Source organism: Pararhizobium sp. LjRoot235, assembly GCF_964254145.1.
GTDB lineage: Bacteria > Pseudomonadota > Alphaproteobacteria > Rhizobiales > Rhizobiaceae > Pararhizobium.
On the sequence record NZ_CAXUSP020000001.1, the window covers coordinates 2,223,594 to 2,244,942 of the forward strand.

At 60.0% G+C, this 21,349-nt stretch carries 27 protein-coding genes; 5 read left to right on the top strand and 22 right to left on the bottom strand.

Annotation, left to right across the window (positions count from 1 at the left end; genetic code table 11):
• Window positions 1-13 precede the first annotated feature (13 nt).
• Together ttcA and ACSQ2Z_RS10555 are read left to right on the top strand one after the other, a co-directional pair.
• A complete protein-coding gene (gene ttcA / locus ACSQ2Z_RS10550; protein WP_436081158.1) occupies window positions 14-904 on the top strand; it encodes a tRNA 2-thiocytidine(32) synthetase TtcA in 891 nt (296 codons plus the stop codon).
• Window positions 901-1,725, top strand: coding sequence for an inositol monophosphatase family protein (locus tag ACSQ2Z_RS10555; RefSeq protein WP_436081159.1), 825 nt, complete (start codon window positions 901-903; stop codon window positions 1,723-1,725). The genes ttcA and ACSQ2Z_RS10555 overlap by 4 nt, the downstream gene beginning before the upstream one ends.
• 70 nt (window positions 1,726-1,795) lie before the next feature.
• On the opposite strand, the gene ACSQ2Z_RS10560 is transcribed toward ACSQ2Z_RS10555, so the two are convergent.
• The 8 genes from ACSQ2Z_RS10560 to ACSQ2Z_RS10595 all read right to left on the bottom strand — a co-directional run bounded on the left by ACSQ2Z_RS10560 (window position 1,796) and on the right by ACSQ2Z_RS10595 (window position 10,417).
• The gene (locus ACSQ2Z_RS10560; RefSeq protein ID WP_436081160.1) at window positions 1,796-3,082 is read right to left on the bottom strand and encodes a multidrug effflux MFS transporter; all 1,287 of its coding nucleotides are present in this window, start codon (window positions 3,080-3,082) and stop codon (window positions 1,796-1,798) included.
• A gap of 36 nt (window positions 3,083-3,118) precedes the next feature.
• Window positions 3,119-4,354, bottom strand: coding sequence for a multidrug effflux MFS transporter (locus ACSQ2Z_RS10565; protein WP_436081161.1), 1,236 nt, complete (start codon window positions 4,352-4,354; stop codon window positions 3,119-3,121).
• A gap of 355 nt (window positions 4,355-4,709) precedes the next feature.
• Window positions 4,710-5,045 (bottom strand): Grx4 family monothiol glutaredoxin, encoded by a 336-nt coding sequence (gene grxD / locus ACSQ2Z_RS10570; protein ID WP_436081162.1) that lies wholly within the window; start codon window positions 5,043-5,045, stop codon window positions 4,710-4,712.
• A gap of 139 nt (window positions 5,046-5,184) precedes the next feature.
• Window positions 5,185-5,406, bottom strand: a complete 222-nt coding sequence (locus ACSQ2Z_RS10575; protein ID WP_436081163.1) for a hypothetical protein — start codon at window positions 5,404-5,406, stop codon at window positions 5,185-5,187.
• 6 nt (window positions 5,407-5,412) lie between these two features.
• Window positions 5,413-5,646, bottom strand: coding sequence for a BolA family protein (locus tag ACSQ2Z_RS10580; protein ID WP_018324712.1), 234 nt, complete (start codon window positions 5,644-5,646; stop codon window positions 5,413-5,415).
• Between the two features lie 3 nt (window positions 5,647-5,649).
• Window positions 5,650-6,405 carry a membrane-anchored protein gene (locus ACSQ2Z_RS10585; RefSeq protein ID WP_436081164.1) on the bottom strand — a complete coding sequence of 252 codons (756 nt, stop codon included), beginning with the start codon at window positions 6,403-6,405 and terminating at the stop codon, window positions 5,650-5,652.
• 178 nt (window positions 6,406-6,583) lie between these two features.
• The gene (gene purL, locus ACSQ2Z_RS10590) at window positions 6,584-8,815 is read right to left on the bottom strand and encodes a phosphoribosylformylglycinamidine synthase subunit PurL (RefSeq protein WP_436081165.1); all 2,232 of its coding nucleotides are present in this window, start codon (window positions 8,813-8,815) and stop codon (window positions 6,584-6,586) included.
• A gap of 183 nt (window positions 8,816-8,998) precedes the next feature.
• Window positions 8,999-10,417 carry a PLP-dependent aminotransferase family protein gene (locus ACSQ2Z_RS10595; protein ID WP_436081166.1) on the bottom strand — a complete coding sequence of 473 codons (1,419 nt, stop codon included), beginning with the start codon at window positions 10,415-10,417 and terminating at the stop codon, window positions 8,999-9,001.
• 208 nt (window positions 10,418-10,625) lie between these two features.
• Here ACSQ2Z_RS10595 and ACSQ2Z_RS10600 point away from each other — a divergent pair, with 208 nt between their 5' ends.
• The gene (locus tag ACSQ2Z_RS10600) at window positions 10,626-10,751 is read left to right on the top strand and encodes a DUF1127 domain-containing protein (RefSeq protein ID WP_436081167.1); all 126 of its coding nucleotides are present in this window, start codon (window positions 10,626-10,628) and stop codon (window positions 10,749-10,751) included.
• Between the two features lie 12 nt (window positions 10,752-10,763).
• Here ACSQ2Z_RS10600 and arsC read toward each other — a convergent pair whose 3' ends face one another.
• The 7 genes from arsC to purC all read right to left on the bottom strand — a co-directional run bounded on the left by arsC (window position 10,764) and on the right by purC (window position 13,985).
• Window positions 10,764-11,111: an arsenate reductase (glutaredoxin) gene (gene arsC / locus ACSQ2Z_RS10605; RefSeq protein WP_436081168.1), complete on the bottom strand. Its 348-nt coding sequence runs from the start codon at window positions 11,109-11,111 to the stop codon at window positions 10,764-10,766.
• A gap of 247 nt (window positions 11,112-11,358) precedes the next feature.
• A complete protein-coding gene (locus ACSQ2Z_RS10610; protein WP_436081169.1) occupies window positions 11,359-11,766 on the bottom strand; it encodes a hypothetical protein in 408 nt (135 codons plus the stop codon).
• 53 nt (window positions 11,767-11,819) lie between these two features.
• The gene (gene purQ, locus ACSQ2Z_RS10615; protein WP_436081170.1) at window positions 11,820-12,491 is read right to left on the bottom strand and encodes a phosphoribosylformylglycinamidine synthase subunit PurQ; all 672 of its coding nucleotides are present in this window, start codon (window positions 12,489-12,491) and stop codon (window positions 11,820-11,822) included.
• Window positions 12,488-12,745: a hypothetical protein gene (locus ACSQ2Z_RS10620; RefSeq protein ID WP_436081171.1), complete on the bottom strand. Its 258-nt coding sequence runs from the start codon at window positions 12,743-12,745 to the stop codon at window positions 12,488-12,490. Before ACSQ2Z_RS10620 ends, purQ begins: the two co-directional genes overlap by 4 nt.
• The gene (locus ACSQ2Z_RS10625; RefSeq protein ID WP_436081172.1) at window positions 12,738-12,944 is read right to left on the bottom strand and encodes a hypothetical protein; all 207 of its coding nucleotides are present in this window, start codon (window positions 12,942-12,944) and stop codon (window positions 12,738-12,740) included. Before ACSQ2Z_RS10625 ends, ACSQ2Z_RS10620 begins: the two co-directional genes overlap by 8 nt.
• Window positions 12,945-12,963: 19 nt before the next feature.
• Window positions 12,964-13,206 (bottom strand): phosphoribosylformylglycinamidine synthase subunit PurS, encoded by a 243-nt coding sequence (gene purS / locus ACSQ2Z_RS10630; protein WP_436081173.1) that lies wholly within the window; start codon window positions 13,204-13,206, stop codon window positions 12,964-12,966.
• Window positions 13,207-13,220: 14 nt separating this feature from the next.
• On the bottom strand, window positions 13,221-13,985 hold the full coding sequence (gene purC / locus ACSQ2Z_RS10635; RefSeq protein WP_436081174.1) for a phosphoribosylaminoimidazolesuccinocarboxamide synthase: 765 nt from the start codon (window positions 13,983-13,985) through the stop codon (window positions 13,221-13,223).
• A gap of 236 nt (window positions 13,986-14,221) precedes the next feature.
• On the opposite strand from purC, the gene ACSQ2Z_RS10640 reads away from it, so the two are divergent.
• Complete coding sequence (locus tag ACSQ2Z_RS10640; RefSeq protein ID WP_436081175.1) at window positions 14,222-14,536, top strand: DUF1476 domain-containing protein; 315 nt, start codon at window positions 14,222-14,224, stop codon at window positions 14,534-14,536.
• Window positions 14,537-14,622: 86 nt separating this feature from the next.
• Here the strand turns inward: ACSQ2Z_RS10640 and ACSQ2Z_RS10645 are convergent, their stop codons facing one another.
• Together ACSQ2Z_RS10645 and ACSQ2Z_RS10650 are read right to left on the bottom strand one after the other, a co-directional pair.
• Complete coding sequence (locus ACSQ2Z_RS10645; RefSeq protein WP_436081176.1) at window positions 14,623-15,408, bottom strand: class I SAM-dependent methyltransferase; 786 nt, start codon at window positions 15,406-15,408, stop codon at window positions 14,623-14,625.
• Between the two features lie 384 nt (window positions 15,409-15,792).
• A complete protein-coding gene (locus tag ACSQ2Z_RS10650; RefSeq protein WP_436081177.1) occupies window positions 15,793-16,347 on the bottom strand; it encodes an RBBP9/YdeN family alpha/beta hydrolase in 555 nt (184 codons plus the stop codon).
• 228 nt (window positions 16,348-16,575) lie between these two features.
• Here ACSQ2Z_RS10650 and ACSQ2Z_RS10655 point away from each other — a divergent pair, with 228 nt between their 5' ends.
• Window positions 16,576-17,382 (top strand): DUF2189 domain-containing protein, encoded by an 807-nt coding sequence (locus tag ACSQ2Z_RS10655; protein WP_436081178.1) that lies wholly within the window; start codon window positions 16,576-16,578, stop codon window positions 17,380-17,382.
• A gap of 62 nt (window positions 17,383-17,444) precedes the next feature.
• On the opposite strand, the gene ACSQ2Z_RS10660 is transcribed toward ACSQ2Z_RS10655, so the two are convergent.
• The 5 genes from ACSQ2Z_RS10660 to rpe all read right to left on the bottom strand — a co-directional run bounded on the left by ACSQ2Z_RS10660 (window position 17,445) and on the right by rpe (window position 21,337).
• The gene (locus tag ACSQ2Z_RS10660; protein ID WP_436081179.1) at window positions 17,445-17,750 is read right to left on the bottom strand and encodes a PilZ domain-containing protein; all 306 of its coding nucleotides are present in this window, start codon (window positions 17,748-17,750) and stop codon (window positions 17,445-17,447) included.
• A 260-nt stretch (window positions 17,751-18,010) separates the two neighbouring features.
• Window positions 18,011-19,312, bottom strand: a complete 1,302-nt coding sequence (gene purB / locus ACSQ2Z_RS10665) for an adenylosuccinate lyase (RefSeq protein ID WP_436081180.1) — start codon at window positions 19,310-19,312, stop codon at window positions 18,011-18,013.
• Window positions 19,313-19,374: 62 nt separating this feature from the next.
• Entirely contained in the window at window positions 19,375-19,884 is a 510-nt protein-coding gene (locus ACSQ2Z_RS10670) for a hypothetical protein (protein WP_436083049.1), read from the bottom strand.
• 41 nt (window positions 19,885-19,925) lie between these two features.
• A complete protein-coding gene (locus ACSQ2Z_RS10675) occupies window positions 19,926-20,663 on the bottom strand; it encodes a DUF2259 domain-containing protein (protein ID WP_436081181.1) in 738 nt (245 codons plus the stop codon).
• Entirely contained in the window at window positions 20,660-21,337 is a 678-nt protein-coding gene (rpe, locus tag ACSQ2Z_RS10680; protein WP_436081182.1) for a ribulose-phosphate 3-epimerase, read from the bottom strand. The genes ACSQ2Z_RS10675 and rpe overlap by 4 nt, the downstream gene beginning before the upstream one ends.
• Window positions 21,338-21,349: the final 12 nt, after the last annotated feature.

Here is a 21,349-nt window from a genome sequence, read left to right on the forward strand (position 1 = left end):
CCGGGACTTTGTCATGGATATTTCCACCCCATCGCCTGAAGCCCACCTGGAAGAGCTTTCATCCGGCTCTGATAAGGCCCTTGATGACGTGCTGCATCCGATCTTTGCCAAGATGCCGTCGTCGGTTTCCTTCAATAAACTGCGCAAGCGCCTGCTGCGGCAGGTGCGCCAGGCGATCGAGGATTTCGGCATGCTGAAGGGCCAGAAGCGCTGGCTGATCGGCGTCTCCGGCGGCAAGGACAGCTACGGCCTGCTGGCGCTCTTGATGGACCTGCAATGGCGCGGCCTGCTGCCTGTCGAACTGGTCGCCTGCAACCTCGACCAGGGCCAGCCGAATTTCCCCAAGCATGTGCTGCCGGATTACCTGACCTCGATCGGCGTCAAGCACCGGATCGAATATCGCGATACCTATTCGATCGTGAAGGAGAAGGTGCCGGCGGGCGGCACCTATTGCGCGCTCTGTTCGCGCCTGCGCCGCGGCAATCTCTACCGGATTGCGCGCGAGGAAGGCTGCGACGCGCTGCTGCTCGGCCATCACCGCGAGGATATCCTCGAGACCTTCTTCATGAACTTCTTCCATGGGGGCAGGCTCGCCTCGATGCCGGCCAAGCTGTTGAACGACGACGGCGATCTGATGGTGCTCAGGCCGCTGGCCTATGCGGCCGAGGATGATCTCACAAAATTCGCAGCGGCGATGGAGTTTCCGATTATCCCATGCGATCTCTGCGGCTCGCAGGATGGGCTCGAGCGTAATGCCATGAAGGCGATGCTGGCCGATATCGAGCGCCGTATGCCTGGCCGCAAGGACACGATGCTGAGGGCGCTCGGCCACGTCAATCCGTCGCACCTGCTCGACCCGAAACTGTTCGATTTCCAATCCCTGTTCGCGGAGCCCAAAGCATGACGTCTGCCATCGATATCGCAACCATCGCCAATATCCTGCAGGAGGCTGCGGTCAAGGAGATACTGCCAAGGTTCCGCAATCTCGGCGCTGGTGACGTCAGGATGAAATCGGAGGCCATCGACCTGGTGACCGAGGCCGACGAAGCGGCGGAGCGCCTGATCAAAGCGCGCATGGCGGAGGTTGCGCCCGACGCGCTGTTTATCGGCGAAGAGTCGGTTGCCGCCGACCCGGCGCTGCTGGATCGCCTTGCCGGCGCCGGTCTGGCTGTCATCGTCGATCCGATCGACGGCACATTCAACTATGCGGCCGGAATGCCGCTGTTCGGCGTCATGGCATCTGTCGTTGCCAAGGGCGAAACCGTTGCCGGCGTGATCTATGACCCGATGGGTAATGATTGGGTGATCGCCGAAAAGGGGGCTGGTGCCTGGCTTTGCAAGGCGGATGGCTCGCAGGAACGGTTGAGCGTGGCGCCGTCTGTGCCGCTGGAAAACCTCGTCGGCTGCGCATCGACCGGCTTCTATTCGGCGGAAAACCGGCGCATCGTCATGGGCAACATGGCCAAGGTGCGGGTCGCCACGAGCTATCGCTGCGCAGCGCATGAGTACCGCGCCTTCGCCAGCGGACATTTTCACTTCCTGATGTATCAGAAACTGATGCCCTGGGATCACCTTGCCGGAACGCTGATCGCTGAAGAGGCGGGGGCCTATGCGGCGCGTTTCGACGGTTCGCCCTATCGCCCGGATCATGTCAATGGCGGCCTTCTGGTGGCCTCCGACAGGGATTGCTGGCAAGCGCTTCGCCGTGAGGTCTTTACCGTCTGAGGCGGCAAGATAATGCACACGAAAAGGCCCGCTTGACATCAGTCGAGCGGGCCTTTTTCGTGTCGCGTGATCACATATGGCCGCCGCCCGCATCGAGCGTAGCCTGATCGTCGCTCGGATGCGTGAAGAGTTTGCCCTTCTCTGCCCAGAGTGCTGCGAGGATCGTCACCGCTCCGAAAGCGGTGAACCCCGCAAACAGCGGCTGCACCGTGCCGTTGAACATCTGCCCGACCGCGCCGCCGATCAGCGCGCCGCCGGTGGTCGAAACGAAACCGGTGATCGCCGTTGCCGTACCTGCCAGATGCCCCATGGGCTCCAGGCTGATCGCTGTGAAGTTGGTTGCAATGACAGCGAACATCATCAAGAGAACGGAGAAGAGCAGGTAGGTAAGCCGGAAGTCCGGCTTGCCGCCGAGCGAAATCACCAGCCCGACGCCGGCGAGCAGCGTGAACAGGATCATCGCCGCATGCGAGATACGCCGCATGCCGAAGCTGCGGACGAAATAGCCATTGGCGAAGTTGGCGAGGGCTATGCCTCCGGCGGTTCCGGCAAAGGCAATCGGCAGCCAATCGCCGAGGCCGTAGACTTCGCCGAAGATCTGCTGGACCGTGACAACGTAGGCGCAGATGACGGCAGTGAACAGGGTCATGCCGATCATGTAACCGCAGGTGGTGCGGTTGGTGAGAACAGTGCGGAAGCCGGCGCCGACGGAAGCCACAGAAAGGGGCAGGCGCTCTTCATGCGGTAGGGATTCCCTCAGGCGCAAACCTGCCCAGACGAAAAGGATGGCGCCGACGCAGCCGAGCAGAATGAAGATCCAGTGCCAGTTCGCGTAATAGATCACGGCCTGGCCGAGTGAAGGGGCAACGATCGGCACGATCATGAAGACGATCATCACATAGGACATGACACGCGCCATTTCGCGGCCGCCGAAACAGTCGCGCACCACCGCCATGGTGGTGATGCGAACCGCTGCAGCACCGATCCCCTGCACGAACCGCAGCAGGAGCAGCATTTCGAAACTCTCTGTCGCCGCCGCACCGAACATCGTCAAGGTGAAGAAGGCGAGACCGCCGAGCAGGATCGCGCGGCGCCCGAAGGTGTCTGACAGGCTGCCGAAAATGATCTGCGAGCAGCCGAAGCCAAGGAAGAAGACGCCGATGATCAGCTGCGTGTCGTTGGTGTTGGCAACGCGGAGCGACTGGCCGATGGCGGGCAGGGCCGGCAGCATGATGTCGATGGCGATCGCGACGCTCGCGGTCATGAGCGCGATGGTGATGACGAATTCGAAGAAGCCGAGGCCTATCCGGGAGGAGCCGATATTTTCGATGTGTTCAGCGGTCGTGGTGGCGGACATGGAGGGGCCTATGGATGTCTTGGGGGGAGACAGTGATTAAATGGACGGATTATGTGGGCTGAAAAGCCTGCCTTTTTCGGCGACAAGCACGAAGATCAGGCCAATGACGGAGACCGTCAGGAAACCGATGGCAAGCGGCGTGACGGTGCCGTCGAACGCCTGTCCGATCAGTGCGCCGATGGTCGCGCCGCCGATCGTCTGGGTGAAACCGAGCACGGAAGATGCCGTTCCGGCGACGTGCCCGAGCGGCTCCATCGCCATCGCGTTGAAATTCGGACCGATCAGGCCGAATTGAAACATGGCTGCGCCATAGAGCAGCACGAAAAGCCAGAGAGGCAGCACGCCGAGCAACGAGGCCATGGCCCAGGCGAAACTGGCGAGCGCAAAGCCGATTAGCGCGCCGTGCGACAGGCGCCGCATGCCGTAGCGCTTGACGAGCCGCGAATTGGTGAAGGAGGCGACGGCCATCATGCCGGCGAAACCTGCAAAGACCAGCGGGAACCAGTGCCCAAGCCGGTAGATGCCGACCAGGATCTGCTGTGCGGAATTGATGAAGCCGAACAGCGAACCGAAGATGAAGGACGCGGCCAGCGAATAGCAGAGCGAGACGCGGTTGGTCAGGACAATGCGGAATGCGTCGACGATGGATGCGACTGTGAATGGGCGGCGATGTTCGACTGCGAGCGTCTCGGGCAGCCGCAGGGCGACCAGCGTCGCCACCAGAGCCGCAAATGCGCAGATGACCACGAAGATCATGTGCCATTCGGCAAAGATCATGATCAACTGACCGACGCTTGGTGCAATGACCGGCACGATCATAAAGACCATCATGACCAGCGACATGACCTCGGCCATCATCCGCCCGCCATAAACGTCGCGAACGATCGAAATAGTGATGACCCGCGTCGCGGCTGCACCAATACCCTGCATGAAGCGCAGCGCCAGAAGCCCGGCGAAGGACGGCACGAAGACGATGGCAAGCGCGCAAAGTGCATAGACGCCGAGACCGCCGAGAAGCGGCAACTTGCGGCCGAACCGGTCGGAAAGCGGACCGAAGAACAGTTGCGCGCAGCCCATGCCGAGCAGATAGGCGGTAATGATATATTGGCGCGTGTTCTCATCGGCGACGCCGAGGCTGGCGCCGATCTCCTGCAGGCCCGGCAACATGATATCGATCGAGATCGCGTTGATTGCCATTAGCATGGCCATCAGCGCAACGAATTGTGGTTTCGACAAAGCCTGCAGGCCCGGTTCTTCGGTGGTAACGGTCATCGGAATATTCCTGGGCAGAGGTGCCGGCGCCTGAGCTGAAAACGAATAGGTTCCAGCAGGAAACAGGCGCGGATGAAAATGCTGAAGCCGGTAATCCCATATCTGGTCGAAAGCGAGGCTCCGAGCGCTTTAAAACAATGAGCTGGTTGGCGTGATGCCGACACTTGTTCGGAATTCTGTGCCGAACGTCTGTCTGCGCGTGCTTACGCCTTGTTTCGCGACTATCTTGTGACAGCCGCTTCATATTGACTTCGACTGTTAAAGGTCGCGCAACATTAGGTAGCCTTCACAATTCGCAGGAATCAAAAAAGGCGGTGACCCGCCTTTTACGGTGCCCTGTAACTTGAAGTCAGATTCAGGCTGCGCCCTTGACGGCGACGCCGGCTTCTTCGAAATGCGACTGGAGTTCGCCAGCCTGGAACATTTCGCGCACGATGTCACAGCCGCCGATGAATTCGCCCTTGATGTAGAGCTGCGGAATGGTCGGCCAGTTGGAATAATCCTTGATGCCCTGGCGAAGATCGGCATCAGCAAGCACGTTGATGCCCTTATAGTCGACGCCGATATAGTCGAGCATCTGGACCACTTGGCCCGAGAACCCACACTGGGGGAATTGCGGCGTGCCCTTCATGAAAAGGACGACGTCGTTGCTCTTTACTTCGTTGTCGATGAATTCGTTGATTCCGCTCATATGTCGTAGTCCTTCCTGCTCCAGCTTCAAGGGCCGGGGGTGTCGATCCATTCTAGATAGCATGCAGGCCGGTGATTTTCATCACCCGATCCCAACAAAAATTGATGGCTTGCCCGGCGGCGACATGCCGCCGGCGAAATCATCGCGTCCTGCGCCGCGATGCGGCCGTCCGGCGTCGGCTCACCTGCTTTTTCGCGGGCTTTACGGCTCTTTTCGCCGTCGCTTTCTTGAACCGGCCGGTGGCAGACCGCGCCTGTCGCTTCTGGCGTTTTGTCGCCGTGCGACCGCCGGTCTTCTTGAGAATTTCCTTCAGAACATTCTCGACGACGTCACTGACCAGTTCATTCATCAGTCCGGCCATAAAGCCTCACTCCGGCGCAGATGTCTGAAGGGCGAGCGCGTGCAAAACGCCGCCCATATTTCCCTTCAGCGCATTGTAGACCATCTGGTGCTGCTGAACGCGGCTCTTGCCGCGGAAGGCTTCTGCCACGACCTCAGCGGCATAATGATCGCCGTCTCCGGCCAAATCCCGGATTGTCACCTTGGCGCCCGGGATACCGGATTTGATCATGTCTTCAATATCGCCCGGTGTCATCGGCATACGCTACTCCCTCAATTCTTGCTTGCTCCACAGTGGCAATCCCGTCGATTCTGCCACATGAGGATCACTTGTATAGAGGCGAAAACCGCGTTCCAACAGTTCCATCAATATTTTTACGTCGGTATCGGCATGCAGCCTCTGCATTTTGAGGTCGTTGTAGACATGACCGGTCGATGACGGATCGATCCCTGTCATGATGACGGCGGTCGCGCCATTGTGGATGGCGTACAGAATCGACGTTATACCATTGGAAAATTTCGATTCATTGTCACTTTCGGGAATGATGCGTCCGAGCACCGCTTCGGCCAGCCGGGTGCGATGATACTGGCTGATGAGCCGCAATTCCTTGAAGCCGTAGTCAAACGCACGGAGACCTTCGCGCAATCGTGCTTCGCTCTTCGGCCAGCGAAGCACGTAGAGCATGCCACAGTGTTTTCCGGAAAGTGCGCGACGCACGGCGGCAGCGCGCTCACCCTTGCCTTCCACCTGGTTGAATTGCAGGAAGGTGACGTCTGGCGCGTCTATGCCCCAGCCCGCTGTCACAACCTGGGAGCCGTTTACGCAAATAACGGCAAATCGGCTGTCAAATCCGTCTGGTAAATTGGAAACCGGCGCTGAACCCACAATCAGCGCCGGGCCACGGAAAGGGGTAGGGTGCTTCGGCGCCTGCGGCCGCGCCAGCCGATAAGCCAGGTGATACCGCCAAGAGCGCCGCAATCTGTTCAACCAGGCATACCAGTGCACTTCACCTCCGCTCATGCGTTCCCCTGTGTCCGTGTGATCCTTTTGGATCAGCAGATAGGTTTCGGATAGGCCTCGGAAAGACCGCTGTCGCCTTTGTTTCAGCAATCTTCCTTACGCGAGACGACCGTGGCAAGTCACGCTGCTATATCGATGGCCTGCACAGCGGACAAACCCGGCCGGCATCAAAGCCGTTTCAGTTTGATTCCGGCAGGCTGCCTTCCATGAAATCCGGGAACCAGGATTCATGTTCCGATCGCAATTGCACGACTGCAAGCGGCTTGGCCGAGCCGAGCACGACTTCGGTGCCGCCAGTCGCTCCAAGCACGGGCGCGGACACGCCCGCGGCTTTTGCCCGCTCGGCGACAACATCTGCATGCTCCGGCTTTACCGTCACGACGTAGCGTCCCTGGTCTTCTCCGAAGAAGACGGGGATCGGATCGCGGTCCGCTGCCGTCGAAACCTTTGCACCGATGCCCGATGCCATCGCCATTTCGGCAATCGCCAGCGCAAGGCCGCCGGAAGAGCAATCATGCACGGCGGTCGTCAGGCCGTCGGTGATCAGCCCGCGGACGAAGTCGCCGGTCTTGCGCTCATGGGCGAGATCGACATGCGGCGCAGGACCATCGGTGCGGCCGTGAATATCGCGCAGGTAGACGGACTGGCCGAGATGCGTTCCGAGGCCTTCCGGCGCGCCGACGAGGAGGATATCATCACCTTCGGCCGCAAAGCGGATGCGCGCCATCTGCGACCAGTCGCCGAGCAGGCCGACGCCGCCGATGGTCGGGGTCGGCAGAATGCCCTGGCCATTCGTCTCGTTGTAGAGCGAGACGTTGCCGGATACGATCGGGAATTCGAGTGCACGGCAGGCTTCGCCGATGCCCTTGATGGCATGGACGAGCTGGCTCATGATTTCCGGGCGTTCCGGATTGCCGAAATTGAGGTTGTCGGTGGCCGCCAGCGGCAAGGCGCCGGTCGCGGTGATGTTGCGCCAGCACTCGGCTACGGCCTGCTTGCCGCCTTCGAACGGATCGGCCTCGACATAACGCGGCGTCACGTCGGAGGAGAAGGCCAGCGCCTTGGTCGGATGACCTTCGACGCGCACGACGCCGGCGTCACCGCCCGGCAGTTGCAGCGAATTGCCCTGGATCAGCGTGTCGTATTGTTCGTAAACCCAGCGGCGCGACGAGTTGTTGGCGGAGCCAACGAGAGACAGGACGGCGTCGGCGACATCGGCCTGCGGGATATCGTTGGCCGCCAGCGGCGCAGGCGCCTTTGCCGGCGTCCAGGGGCGGTCATATTCCGGCGCCTGGTCGCCGAGTTCCTTGATCGGCAGGTTGGCTACTTCCTCGCCCTGATGGATGACGCGGAAACGCAGGTCGTCGGTGGTCTTGCCGACGATGGCGAAATCCAGGCCCCACTTGACGAAGATCGCCTTGGCGATTTCCTCCTTGGCCGGTTCCAGCACCATGAGCATGCGCTCCTGGCTTTCCGACAGCATCATCTCATAGGCCGTCATTCGCTCTTCGCGCACGGGCACCTGATCGAGCTGCAATTCGATGCCGAGGTCGCCTTTGGCGCCCATTTCGACGGCGGAGCAGGTGAGGCCGGCAGCCCCCATGTCCTGGATCGCGATGACAGCACCGGTCTTCATCAGTTCGAGGCAGGCTTCGAGCAGGCATTTTTCGGTGAAGGGGTCGCCGACCTGGACGGTCGGACGCTTCTCCTCGATCGATTCGTCGAACTCGGCCGACGCCATGGTCGCGCCGCCGACGCCGTCGCGGCCGGTCTTGGCACCGAGATAAACGACCGGCAGGCCGACACCCTTGGCTTCCGACAGGAAGATCGCGTCGGACTTGGCAAGGCCTGCGGCAAAGGCGTTGACGAGGATATTGCCGTTGTAGCGCGCGTCGAACTCAACCTCGCCGCCAACCGTCGGCACGCCGAAGGAATTGCCGTAGCCGCCGACGCCGGCAACGACGCCGGACACCAGATGGCGGGTCTTCGGATGGTCAGGCGCGCCGAAGCGCAGGGCGTTCATCGCCGCGATCGGCCGTGCGCCCATGGTGAAGACGTCGCGCAGGATGCCGCCCACACCGGTCGCCGCACCCTGATAGGGCTCGATGTAGGACGGGTGGTTGTGGCTTTCCATCTTGAAGACGACGCAATCGCCATCATCGATATCGACGACGCCGGCATTCTCACCGGGGCCCTGGATGACGCGCGGACCGGTGGTTGGCAGAGTGCGCAGCCATTTCTTCGAGGACTTGTAGGAGCAGTGCTCGTTCCACATCGCCGAGAAGATGCCGAGTTCCGTGAAGGTCGGCTCACGGCCGATCAGGTCCAGGATGCGCTGATACTCATCCCGCTTCAGGCCGTGCGAGGCAATGAGGTCGGGCGTGATGGGGCGGGTATTGGAAATGGTCATCGTGGTCCATTCGGTCCGTTGGAGCATCCCGGACGGCAAGGACACCGTCTTCCTGAAGGAATGCGTCAAAACAAAGAGATCGCGTCGGCGTTTCTTTAGCCGATGCTCTTGCGGGATGCGACAGGAAAATGCCGGAAAAGCACAGGAGATCGCGTGCTTTTTGCCGACGGGGCGGCGGTTCGATCAGGCGAAGCTGTCGTAACCGGTGCGGCCGCTGTCAAGCAGCCGGCGAAGGGTAAGGAAACCGCGCCGCACCTCGCTGCGGTCGGCAGGCGAGGAAAAGCCGATCCGCACCCGATGAAAGACGCTGTCGGTCCGCCCTGCCTTGAACTCGTCCTCGTCGTCAACCAGCACGCCCTCCTCAAACGCTGCGTGCTTGAAAGTGCCGGAGAGCCATGGCTCGGACAGTTTCAACCACAGAAACGGCACGTGCGGGTGCGAGTTGAACTCGATGCCCGAAAATATCTCGCGCGCCATCTGCTCGCGCGCGCGGATCTCATCGATGCTTCGCGCGCGCAGGATCGCAGCTTCACCGCTCAGCACCAGGCGTGCGCAGAGCTCGGCGAGCAGAAATGGCATGCCGCCACTCACCATCTTGTGGGCAATGCGGATACGCTGGCTGAAATGGGCAGGGCAGGCGACCCAGCCGCCGCGCACGCCGGCCGCAACCGATTTCGACAGGCCGCCGACCAGAAATGTCCGTTCCGGCGCAAGTTCGGCGAGAAGCGGCGTCATATCGCCGGTCATCGCGCCGTAGAGATCGTCCTCCAGCAGCCAGACGCCATAGCGGCGGGCAATATCGGCAATCGCCTGCCGGCGCTCCAGGGACAATGTCACAACCGTCGGGTTCTGTGCGGTCGGCATCAGAAAGGCGAGTTTCGGGTGCTGCTGGGCGCAGACGCGCTCAAAGTCTTCCGGGTCGAGGCCGTAGTCGTCGGTGCGCAGAAGGATCGTGCGCCGGCCGATCAGGCCGGCGCTACGGCTGATCTGCGAATAGGTGATGTTTTCGAAGGCGATCTTGTCGCCTGGAGCGGTGACAGCCGCAATGACGGCGACGGCGCCGGCATGGGCGCCGAGGGTCGGGACGATGCGATCGGGCTGCGGCTTGAACGCTCCTTTGGCAAGCCACCGGCTTCCCGCCTCGAACCAGTGCGCCGGAAAATCGCGAGCGTAGCTGGCGATGTCGGCGGGGTGTTCGCGGCTGATGTCGATCAGCAGCTTTTCGAGCGATTTCCCCTGGCCGATATCCGGCGCCGCCGTGCTGTCGAAGCGGAGCTTGCCCGGAGGCGCCTTGATCGGCCGCGTGCCGGCAAGTGCCGCGGTCATCGGATCGGCCTGTTCGGCCGGCCGCATGTTCGCATTGTCGAGCACATAAGTACCGCGGCCAACCTCGCCGCTCACGAGCCCGCGTTCCCGTACCAGGTGATAGGCGCGACCAATTGTGCCGATTGTCACGCCGATATCAAAGGCGAGATTGCGCTGCGGTGGCAATTTCGTTCCGGATGGCAGCACGCCACCGGTAATCGCCTGCTCGATCTGGTCGGCAATACGTGCGTAAAGGGGGCCTTGGCCAAGGCCGGGGTCTGGCATCCAAGTTGTCATGGTAACAATTTCTACATTGCATCAATTTCTGTGTCAATTATGACAATGCAATCCAAAAGTAACCGTGACAATCAGCGGAGTAGTGGCAATGGGTACAATTTGTACTGCAGACGATGCAATTTGCTCGTTGGAGACAAATACAATTCGTGCGCCCGTTGGCGTGGTGCCACGGGCAAAATACTTTTTCGGGCGGGCAATCTCATGGATTGTGGAGCGGGAGGAAAAGCGGCTCAGCCGCCTTGCCCTCGCCGAACTGACGGATGACCAGCTTGCCGATATCGGCGTGACACCGGCGGAGGCGAAGGGCGAAGCCTCGCAACCGTTCTGGAAATGACGGGCCTGCCGGCTACAGGAGTTCGAGAACCTTCGTCTTCGGCCGGCAGATGGCCACGCCCTTTTCGCTGACGACGATCGGCCGTTCGATCAGTTCAGGGTGGGCCAGCATGGCATCCAGGATCTGGCGGTCCGTCTTGCTCACATCGTTAAGCTCTAGTGACTGGTAAGAGCTCTCTTTCATCCGCAACATTGCGCGCGGTGACAGGTCCATTTCCAGGAGAAGGGCCAGCATCTGCTCGTGGGTCGGCGGCGTCTTCATGTAGTCGATGATAATGGGCTCGATACCGGATTCGCGGATCATCTCGAGCACCGCCCGGGACGTGGTGCAGCGGCTATTGTGATAAATCGTAACGCTCATGACTATGCCCTTTGATGACCGTTGGCCTTTGATGACCGTTGGGCCACGAAGAATGACAACACTGACCCAGCCGGTCTACGCTTATGAGGGACGTAACACAATTTCGTGACATATGTGAGAACGGCATTTCGGGTTGGAAACGTGCGAAAACACAGCCGACACCGTTCGAGCCGGATCGTCGAGCAAAATCCTTAAAAAGAAGAGCTGCTAGAGTTAGGCACCGCGCCCGGCGCCGGCGAAGGTTGTGTTATCGGCAACCGGTGTCGCCCGCGGCCCAGCGCTTTACATCCGTTGCCATTCTCGCTCCAACCGCTTCATTGAACAGCGGTCCGAAGGCTTGAAGCCGGGCAGGGTGTCCTTCCGCCTGGACGACGGCGAGCGGGCGTGATTCGGGTGAGTTACGCTTGACCAGTAGGATGCGCGGGCGTCCGGAGAAGGAGTTGAGTTCCGGAGCCAGGCGATATGGCTTGAAGGCTGCGTCGCCAGACTTGAACCAGCAGGCGTTGGCGCCGAGCGCGACGCGTTCCATGGTCGGCAACGCCGCCGTGCTCTGCGCAGGTGCTGGCGGGCTGGCCGACTGGCAGCCGGCGGCAAGTGCTGCAATGGCGAAGGAGCCGGCAGTTGCAATGAAACGGATAAATGCTGCGGCGCGCATCGGAAAGCCCCTTTTGATTCGGTCTCAGAAGCTGCCTTCTAGCAGACCGAATGTTAAGCGGCGATTACATCAAGAGCGGAAGCGAAGAGGCCGCGGCCGTCGACGCCGCCATGGGCCGCCTCGATCAGGTTTTCCGGGTGTGGCATCATGCCGAGAACATTGCCATTCTCATTGACGATACCGGCAATGTCGTTGATCGAACCGTTCGGATTGGTGCCGGCTGCGTAGCGGAAAACGACCTGGCCATTGCCCTCGATGGTCTTCAGCGTTTCCGCGTCAGCAAAATAATTGCCGTCGTGATGGGCGACCGGGCAGCGGATGATCTGGCCCTGTTCGTAGGCGCGGCTGAAATCGGTATTGGCGTTGACGACCTCCAGCTGGACTTCCTTGCAGACGAATTTCAGCGAGGCATTGCGCATCAGCGCGCCCGGCAGAAGGCCCGCTTCGACGAGAATCTGGAAGCCGTTGCAGACGCCCAGCACCTTGACGCCAGCCTCTGCCTTCGCCTTGATCGCCTGCATCACCGGCATGCGCGCCGCGATCGCGCCGCAACGCAGATAGTCGCCATAGGAGAAGCCGCCGGGGATGACGATCAGATCAACATCCGGGATATCCGTCTCGGTCTGCCAGATCGTTACCGGCGCCTTGCCGGAAATCTTGGTGAGCGCCGCGATCATGTCGCGGTCACGATTGAGGCCTGGAAGCTGGACGACGGCTGATTTCATGGGTGCGGTTCAAACCTGGATTGGGCCTCTGCAAGCTCACGCAGTTCGAGGCGGTTTTCTATTCTCTCCAAGCGTTCATCAATTTGATGAAGCATTGTGTAGAGCGTATTGATGTCGTTCTGATGCGCGTGCAACGAAAGTCTTATCGAGCCCATTTCGCTTCGCAGGTCGCGTATGCCGGTATCGGCCTTGTCAGCTCTCACATGCACACGCCGCAGTATCTCATGAATGAGTTCCTGAGTGATGTCAGCCACGCAACAAGCCTGCTCGATCGAAGCGATCCCCAAACAGCGCCTGTTTCAGCGCTTCCGTTCTGGCCCGGCCTTCGGCCAATTCCTGATTGGTCTCCTTCATGAAGGAGACCAATTCTTCAAGGGAGCTCACGGTTTCGCCGAGACGCCGGTCGAGTTCCACGACTTCAGCGTAGATCATCTCCTTTGTCACGCCTCCCATGAGACTGCTCCTTCAACCCTTAGTCGAGTGAGATAGTGTAGTTCTCGATAACCGTGTTTGCCAGAAGTTTCTCGCACATGGCTTTCAGGTCGGCTTCGGCCTTTGCCTTGTCGGTGGTCTCGATCTGCAGGTCGAAGACCTTGCCCTGGCGGACGTGGCCGATGCTGTCGAAGCCGAGAGCCCCAAGGGCGCCTTCGATGGCCTTGCCCTGCGGGTCGAGAACGCCGTTCTTCAGCGTCACTGTTACGCGTGCGTTGATCACTTTGTCTTTCCTGCTTATTTCACCAGCACGGGGCCGGTGCCGCGCGGCGGCTCGTTCTCGTTCATGATGCCAAGACGGCGGGCCACCTCCTGGTAAGCCTCGACGAGGCCGCCCATGTCGCGGCGGAACCGGTCCTTGTCCATCTTTTCCTTGGTTTCGACGTCCCAGAGACGGCAGCTGTCCGGCGAGATTTCGTCCGCCAGGATGATGCGCATCATGTCACCTTCGAAGAGGCGGCCGCATTCGATCTTGAAATCGACGAGCTGGATGCCGACACCCAGGAACAGGCCAGTGAGGAAGTCGTTGATGCGGATGGCGAGCGCCATGATGTCATCGAGTTCCTGCGGGCTTGCCCAGCCGAAAGCGGTGATGTGCTCTTCGGAGACCATCGGGTCGTCGAGCGCATCGGCCTTATAGTAGAATTCGATGATGGAGCGCGGCAGGACGACGCCTTCCTCGATGCCGAGGCGCTTGGCGAGCGAACCCGCAGCCACGTTGCGCACGACGATCTCGAGCGGAATGATTTCCACTTCCTTGATCAACTGTTCGCGCATGTTGAGGCGGCGGATGAAGTGCGTGGGAATGCCGATCCTGTTCAGATGCGTGAAGATGTATTCCGAAATCCGGTTATTGAGCACGCCCTTGCCATCAATGACATCGTGCTTCTTCTTGTTGAAGGCGGTGGCGTCATCTTTGAAAAACTGGATCAGCGTGCCTGGCTCAGGACCCTCGTAGAGGATCTTGGCTTTGCCTTCGTAGATACGGCGGCGACGGTTCATCAATATTGTTCTCTATGGTTGTCGGCGCTCTTGGGCTGCGCCATTGGCATTTTCTAATCGGGTCCATAGCTGAAAAGAAACTATTTCACAATCGGCGTCTGATCCGATCCCCTGAATTAGCAAGAGGGTAACACGGAAAGTCATCAAAGCGGAAAACTTCGCATTGCACTTTTGGCGGGCTTTTGGTTTATGGGCGAAAAGCTGTTTGCGGCGTGGGTTTTCAGGGAGAGCAAAGGATGACCAGTATGCAGGATCGCGAGAAGGCGTTTGAGGCGAAGTTTGCGCTGGATGAAGAACTGCGGTTCAAGGCCGAGGCGCGCCGCAACAAGCTGCTCGGCCTCTGGGCCGCGGAGCTTCTGGGCAAGAGCGATCCTGCGGCCTATGCCACGGAAGTCATCGCTGCCGATTTCGCCGTGGCCGGGCATGAGGACGTCGTGCGCAAGATTCGTGCAGACTTCGATGCTGCCGGCATTGCCCAGACTGATGACGACATTCGCCTGAAGATGCTGGAGCTTCTTTCCGAGGCCGTCACGCAGATCCAGAACGGCTGATACCAGCCCCCGCAATATTTTATGGGCCGTCCGCTTTCGGGCGGCCTTTTTTGTTCGGCCCAACTGGCCGGCTGCCGGCGGTTCGATCATCGATAAACGCGCTCGGAAAAAGCGCTCATGCCTGAGCGGATCATCAGTTCGTAAACCATCCGGCGGCTGATCGGGTTGTGGAGACGGGCAACCTTCGAGCCCAGAAATTCGGTTTCGACGTGATCGAATGCGGCGAGATCGGCTGAATTGGCGATCAACTCGGCGTAGAGCGCGTGGAATTCGCGGCGGCAGACATAGGTTTTGTACTTGGTCATGCAGAAGGCGGAAAAGGCTCCGCCGCAGTCCCGCAGGAAATCAGCCACGCCGATTGTCACCTCCGGCCAGGCCGGATTGAACGTATCGTCAAACGCAATGACGCCGTGGTCCGCAATCGTTTCCATCGCAAGCCTGCTATCGGCCGCGACATGTCGAAGCATGTGGCCGCCATCGATGCTGAAGAACCGAATTTTACCGATCTTGTCGGTGAGTTGGTCTGGCTCCAGCAGTGTGCTGTCGCCTTTGATGATCAGCTCTTCGTCCACGGGCAAGCCGAGCCGGCGTCCGTTTTCCAGAAAACGGCCGTATTGCGCGCTGACCCCATCGGCCGTCTGACCGATGTTGAAAAGGTCGATCGCCAAGACCTTCTCGTCGCCGCCACTGATCTTTCTGAGCAGAAAATAGGAGCGGCCATAGAACACGCCGATCTCGGCAAGGGCGCCGGCGAAGCTTCTTTCTTTCTGACCTTGCAGAAGCGAAAGGAAAACAAGTGCGTCCGGCGGATCGATATAGCCCTCGATCGTCTGGAGATCGTGGAAAATGAATTTTCGAATAACTGAGGTCATCAGGTCGCGAATCCGGTTGGTTGAGCCAAGAGATCGAATGGAACTCGATCGGAGCTGACAGCCGGCAGATGGAACGTCAGGCTGCTTGGGGAGACTCGAAGCTTGAGCCGAAGAATTCTATTTGCATTGCAGCAAAGTTCATAAGTAGGGCCATTATGGGGCCGCCACGCGGCCAAAGCGCGTCATTTCCACTATCAAAAGTTGAGTAAAATCATGCGTTTCGAGCGAGGCACGATCGGCTCGGATTACCTAAGCGATACCCACGCTTACAGTCATGGTTGTCTCAAGAAACGGACGCACCCGCGTTAGCGGTTAGCACGGAAGCCGCGGCGGTTCCGCGATTTCCGGCGCGTTGCTGTGATAGGGGCAGCGCTCGCCGCCGGGTCAGGGTCGAAGCCGGCTAAGAAACTGGGCAAAAACCATCGTGCCTTCCGGCCATGGACCGTGACCGGATTCGGTGTTGATGTGGCCGGATTCGCCGGCGTCCACCAGCAGCGAACCCCAGGCGTTTGCGATATCGCCGGCATGATCATACGATCCGAATGGATCGTTGCGGCTTGCGATCACCAAGCTCGGGAACGGCAGCGGATCGCGCGGATAGGGACCGAACGTCATGAAGTGCTTCGGGCGGATTTTCGGATTTGTCACTTCCGGCGGGGCGACGAGAAAAGCGCCGGCAATCTGCTTTTCCGCCAGCGGCAGGGCATGAATGGCTGTCGCGACGCCGAGCGAATGCGCCACGATGACGACAGGCTTGGTCGCCGAATTGATATCTTCGACCATCTGCCTGACCCAGTCTTCGCGTACGGGCTTTGCCCATTCGGCCTGTTCGACGCGGCGCGCGGAGGCGAGCTTCTTCTGCCATCGGGTCTGCCAATGGTCCGGTCCCGAATTGGTATAGCCGGGAACGATCAGGATATCTGCTTCGGATGCTTTCATAATAACGGCGATTTGTGCCCGAGGGCGACGGAAGTCAAGTGAAAGAGACGCAGATCTGGTATATGCTTGCTGCACGGGACGGTTGGTCACGACGTTCCGTGACGGCGAATGCCGCCAATAGCGAGAGCACTGGATTGAGGTCAGCGATGCCAAGATCCCCTCGAAACCGGAATACTGATTGTTCTCGAATGACGTGACGATGCGTATGTTCAAGGAGGAGAATTGATCATGACGACATTCCATGTATTGGCAGGATCCAGCACCACTATCGAGCATCCGGCAGTTCGCAAGATCGGCATTTCCGATGTCTTCGACGCGTTGCGTCTCGGCTGGCAGGACTTCAATGCCAAGCCGTCTCATTACGTCTTTCTGTGCCTGATTTACCCGATCGCAGGTGTCGTGCTTGCCACATGGAGTTCGGGTGCCAATATGCTGCCGATCCTCTATCCGCTGGCTTCCGGTTTTGCCTTGCTCGGTCCGGTGGCTGCCATCGGTCTCTATGAGATCAGCAGGCGCCGCGAAATGGGGATGAATACGTCGTGGCGGCACGCTTTCGATGTTCGCCGTTCTCCAGCCTTACCGTCGATCATCGCGCTTGCCTTCATGCTGTTTGTGCTGTTCGTCGCCTGGCTGCTCGTTGCGCAGTCGCTTTACGTGCAGATGTTCGGCGATGTGCCGCCGGCATCGATTTCAGCCTTCGCCAACCAGATTTTCGCGACAGATCAGGGATGGAACCTCATCCTGGTCGGCAACGCCGTTGGTTTCGTCTTCGCCGTGATCGTTCTGTCGACGGTCGTCGTGTCGTTTCCGCTGTTGCTCGACAGGGATGTCGGCGCCGTAGCGGCGGTCGAGACGTCGGTGCGGGCAACGCTCACCAATCCGGTTCCCGTTGCCGTTTGGGGGTTGATCGTCGCCTCAGGCCTTGTTATCGGATCGATCCCAGTCTTTGTCGGGCTCGCCGTCATCATGCCGATACTCGGACATGCGACGTGGCACCTCTATCGCAAGCTCGTGGTTGCGCCGGACACCAAATGAAGCGGGCACGAAACGAACGTGCCGCCAGATAGGCGGCACGTTCGTGCTGTAGTGTGTGCCGCTTAGCGGAAATATTTGAAATAGGATGAGATTTGCGCCGAGGTATTCGACGACGGGTCGAGACGAATGCCGATCCTGTCGCCGCGATACCATTGCACGGCGCCGGTCAGGTGACCGAATTCGTTGCTCTCGATCGAAACGTCCTGGCCGATCCTGGCATTGATATCAAAATAGAGCTGGAAGCAAATTCCGACCTCTGACAGGTCCTTGACGATCCCGCGGCTCGATCCGCCCTTGCAAGTCACCGTACCGGTGAATTTGGTTGTAGTGCGTTCCACCTTGCGTTGGATCGCCTGCTGATGCCGCATATTTCCACCCAGTTTCCGTTTGCTCGTTTTCCGCAGCCTCTCACGAAAGGCTGACGAAAGGCTTGAGAAAACCGTTCAAAATGGAGCGATGTGGGCCGAAACCGGACACCCTGCGCGATGGCGAAACGGGGAGCCTCTTCGGCTCCCCGCTACAGCGCCGCGCGTCAAATATGACGCGCAAAGGACGCTGTAGCACTTTGAAACTGCTGCATAATTTATCCTTAAAATCGATACCGATTTAAGGAATTATGCAGTAGGAATCAACCGAAGACGCGATTGAAGATCGTGTCGACGTGCTTTGTGTGATAGCCGAGGTCGAATTTCTCGCGGATATCCGCCTCCGGCAGGAAGGCGCTGACTTCGCTGTCGGCAAGCAGTTCCTCAAGGAAATCCTTGCCCTGTTCCCAGACCTTCATGGCATTGCGCTGCACGAGGCGATAGGCATCCTCGCGCGAAGCGCCGGCCTGCGTCAGCGCAAGCAGGACGCGCTGGGAATGAACAAGCCCGCGGAACTTGTTCATGTTCTTCATCATATTGTCCGGATAGACGAGCAGCTTGTCGATGACGCCCGTCAGGCGTGCCAGCGCGAAGTCGAGCGTCACCGTGGCATCCGGGCCGATCATGCGTTCGACGGAGGAGTGGGAAATATCCCGCTCGTGCCACAAGGCGACGTTTTCCATGGCGGGCAGGGCGAATGCGCGCACCATGCGCGACAGCCCAGTGAGATTTTCCGTCAGCACCGGGTTACGCTTGTGCGGCATGGCCGACGAGCCCTTCTGGCCCGGCGAGAAATATTCTTCGGCTTCGAGCACCTCGGTGCGCTGCAGGTGACGGATTTCGGTTGCCAGGCGCTCCACGCTCGAAGCGATGACGCCGAGGGTGGCAAAATACATCGCATGGCGGTCGCGCGGGATGACCTGGGTCGAAACCGGCTCGGCGGCAAGGCCCATGGCCTTGGCGACGTGTTCCTCGACGCTCGGATCGATATTGGCAAAGGTGCCGACGGCACCGGAAATGGCGCAGGTGGCGATTTCCTCACGCGCGGCGATCAAACGCTTCTTGCAGCGTTCGAACTCGGCATAGGCTAGGGCCAGCTTGATGCCGAAGGTCGTCGGCTCGGCGTGGATGCCGTGCGAGCGGCCGATCGTCACCGTATCCTTGTGTTCGAACGCCCGCCGCTTCAGCGCTTCCAGCAGCTTGTCGAGGTCGGCGAGCAGCAGGTCGCTCGCCTTGACGAGCTGTACGTTGAAGCAGGTGTCGAGCACGTCGGAAGAGGTCATGCCCTGATGCACGAAACGCGCGTCCGGACCGACGATCTCGGCAAGATGCGTCAGGAAGGCGATGACGTCATGCTTGGTGATCGCTTCGATCTCGTCGATCCGCTCGACGTCGAAGGTGGCAGCCCCGCCCCGTTCCCAGATGGTCTTTGCAGCCTCCTTCGGGATCACACCGAGCTCGGCGAGCGCGTCGCAGGCATGCGCCTCGATTTCGAACCAGATGCGGAATTTGGTTTCCGGCGACCAGATGGCCACCATTTCCGGACGGGAGTAACGGGGGATCATGGGCTTTCAGCTTTCGTCATAGGTGGCGTTGGCTGAGCCTCTAGCAAAGATGGCCGGCAATCTCAACGCCGCTGATCGGGCATCTTGCGCGCGAGCCACAAGCTGGCGGCTGCAAGGGCGGCAAATCCGACCGGCAGATACAGGCGAATGCCCATCACGACGAACTGGTAAACGGCCGCAACCGAGGTGAAGATGAACTGATAGATCCAGAGGCGGCTGCCGAATGGGCCGTGCCACCGCGCGTAAAAAAGGCGGTAGTCCATGGCAAACAGAAAGGCCGTTGCCGCAATGGTGCAGGCCGCCAGGCAAAGAAAGAAGGCAGCAAAGCGGGTCTCCCTGCCGCGGCCGTCGGCGCAAAAGCGGCCAAGAAGGACGCCGCAGGGCCATGAACCAATGCCGCCGCAGAGGTATAGCACAAGGATACTGTAGAGCTGGTAGGTTTCGGCACCGTTTTGCAGGCAGAGCGCTACGAGCGCGGACGCCGCCATCATCATGCCCCAGAGCGGTGACCCGAGAAGAATTTCCCGCACGCTCGGACGCGAGGCGAGAAACCGCCGGCCCAATCGCCGCATCAGGCCTGATTGCGGCCGAACCTCGGCAACCTGAACGTCGGTCATGGCACCACGGGGACCGGAACTGCAATCCACCGACCGTCGCTACCCTCGAAACCGACGCTTATCACTTGCACCAGGACAATGTGGATGGGGTCCAGGCCGGCCGGGTGATGAACCATGACGCCGCCGATCCGGTAAGCGGTCGGGCATTTGCGGCTCTCGGGGATGGCCGTGTCGGTGTGAAGGACGCGATCCGATGCCTGGCCATCCTCGCTTTCGAATGAAAGGCTGAATCCGATCGATTGCGGCGTCACGTCCTTGCAGGGGCCGGATGGCGGCAGCGAGATTTCCTTCAACGCCAGCGTGAAAGCGCCGCCAACCGGCGGCTCAACGGCATATTGCCGGTAGACCAGGCGATGCGCCGGAGCCTCGGTCTCGGTGACCGGATTGAAGGCCGCCATCAATCCCGGATTGGCTGCCATGCCATAACGATCGACGAGTGCGGCGGCTTTCGCCAACGTCTGCGCCCGAACCTCGCCAAGACCGGCATTCTCGTCCTCGATACGCGCGCGGATCGGCGTGCCCGGCAGGAACGTGTCCTTGCGCGTGTCGATGAAGAAGATGTTGGAGTAGGGAAAGCCGGAACCGTCCTGAACGCCATATTCCTCGAAGGCGAAAACGCCGCCGTCCGGGGAAAAGCCGATGGACTGGAACGAGGCGATGTCGCCGGCGCAGGCCACCTCGGCCATCAAGGCCGAGGCAAAAACCGCGGCAGCGATCCCGCCCGAAAATTTCACCCGCGGCTCCCCTCGGCATTGGCGCGCAGAGTGTCGATGGTTTTGCGATAGGCGTCAACGTGGCCGCCGCTGAAGATTGCCGAGCCTGCAACGAAGACATTGGCACCGGCCGCGGCCGGACGCGCGATCGTGTCGATAGTAATCCCGCCATCGACCTGAAGATCAATCGGGCGATCGCCGATCATCGCCCTGATGCGGCGGATTTTTTCTTCCATCGCCGGAATGAACTTCTGGCCGCCGAAACCGGGATTGACCGTCATCACCAGAACAAGATCGAGCTTGTCGAGCAGATAGTCGAGAACGCTTTCGGATGTTGCGGGATTGATCGAAACGCCGGCCTTCTTGCCGAGCGCCCTGATCGCCTGCAGCGAGCGATCGAGATGCGGTCCTGCCTCTGCGTGCACCGTGATGCCGTCGCAACCGGCCTTGGCAAAGGCTTCGATATAGGGATCGGCAGGCGCGATCATCAGATGGCAGTCGAAATGGGCGTCCGTGTGCGGACGCAGCGACTTGATGACGTCCGGGCCGAAGGAGATGTTCGGCACGAAATGGCCGTCCATGATATCGAGATGGATCCAATCGGCGCCGGCGGCGACGACATCGCGCACTTCCTGCCCGAGCTTGGCGTAGTCAGCGGCAAGAATGGACGGTGCGATCCGGATGGGCAGGGACATGATCTAGGCTCC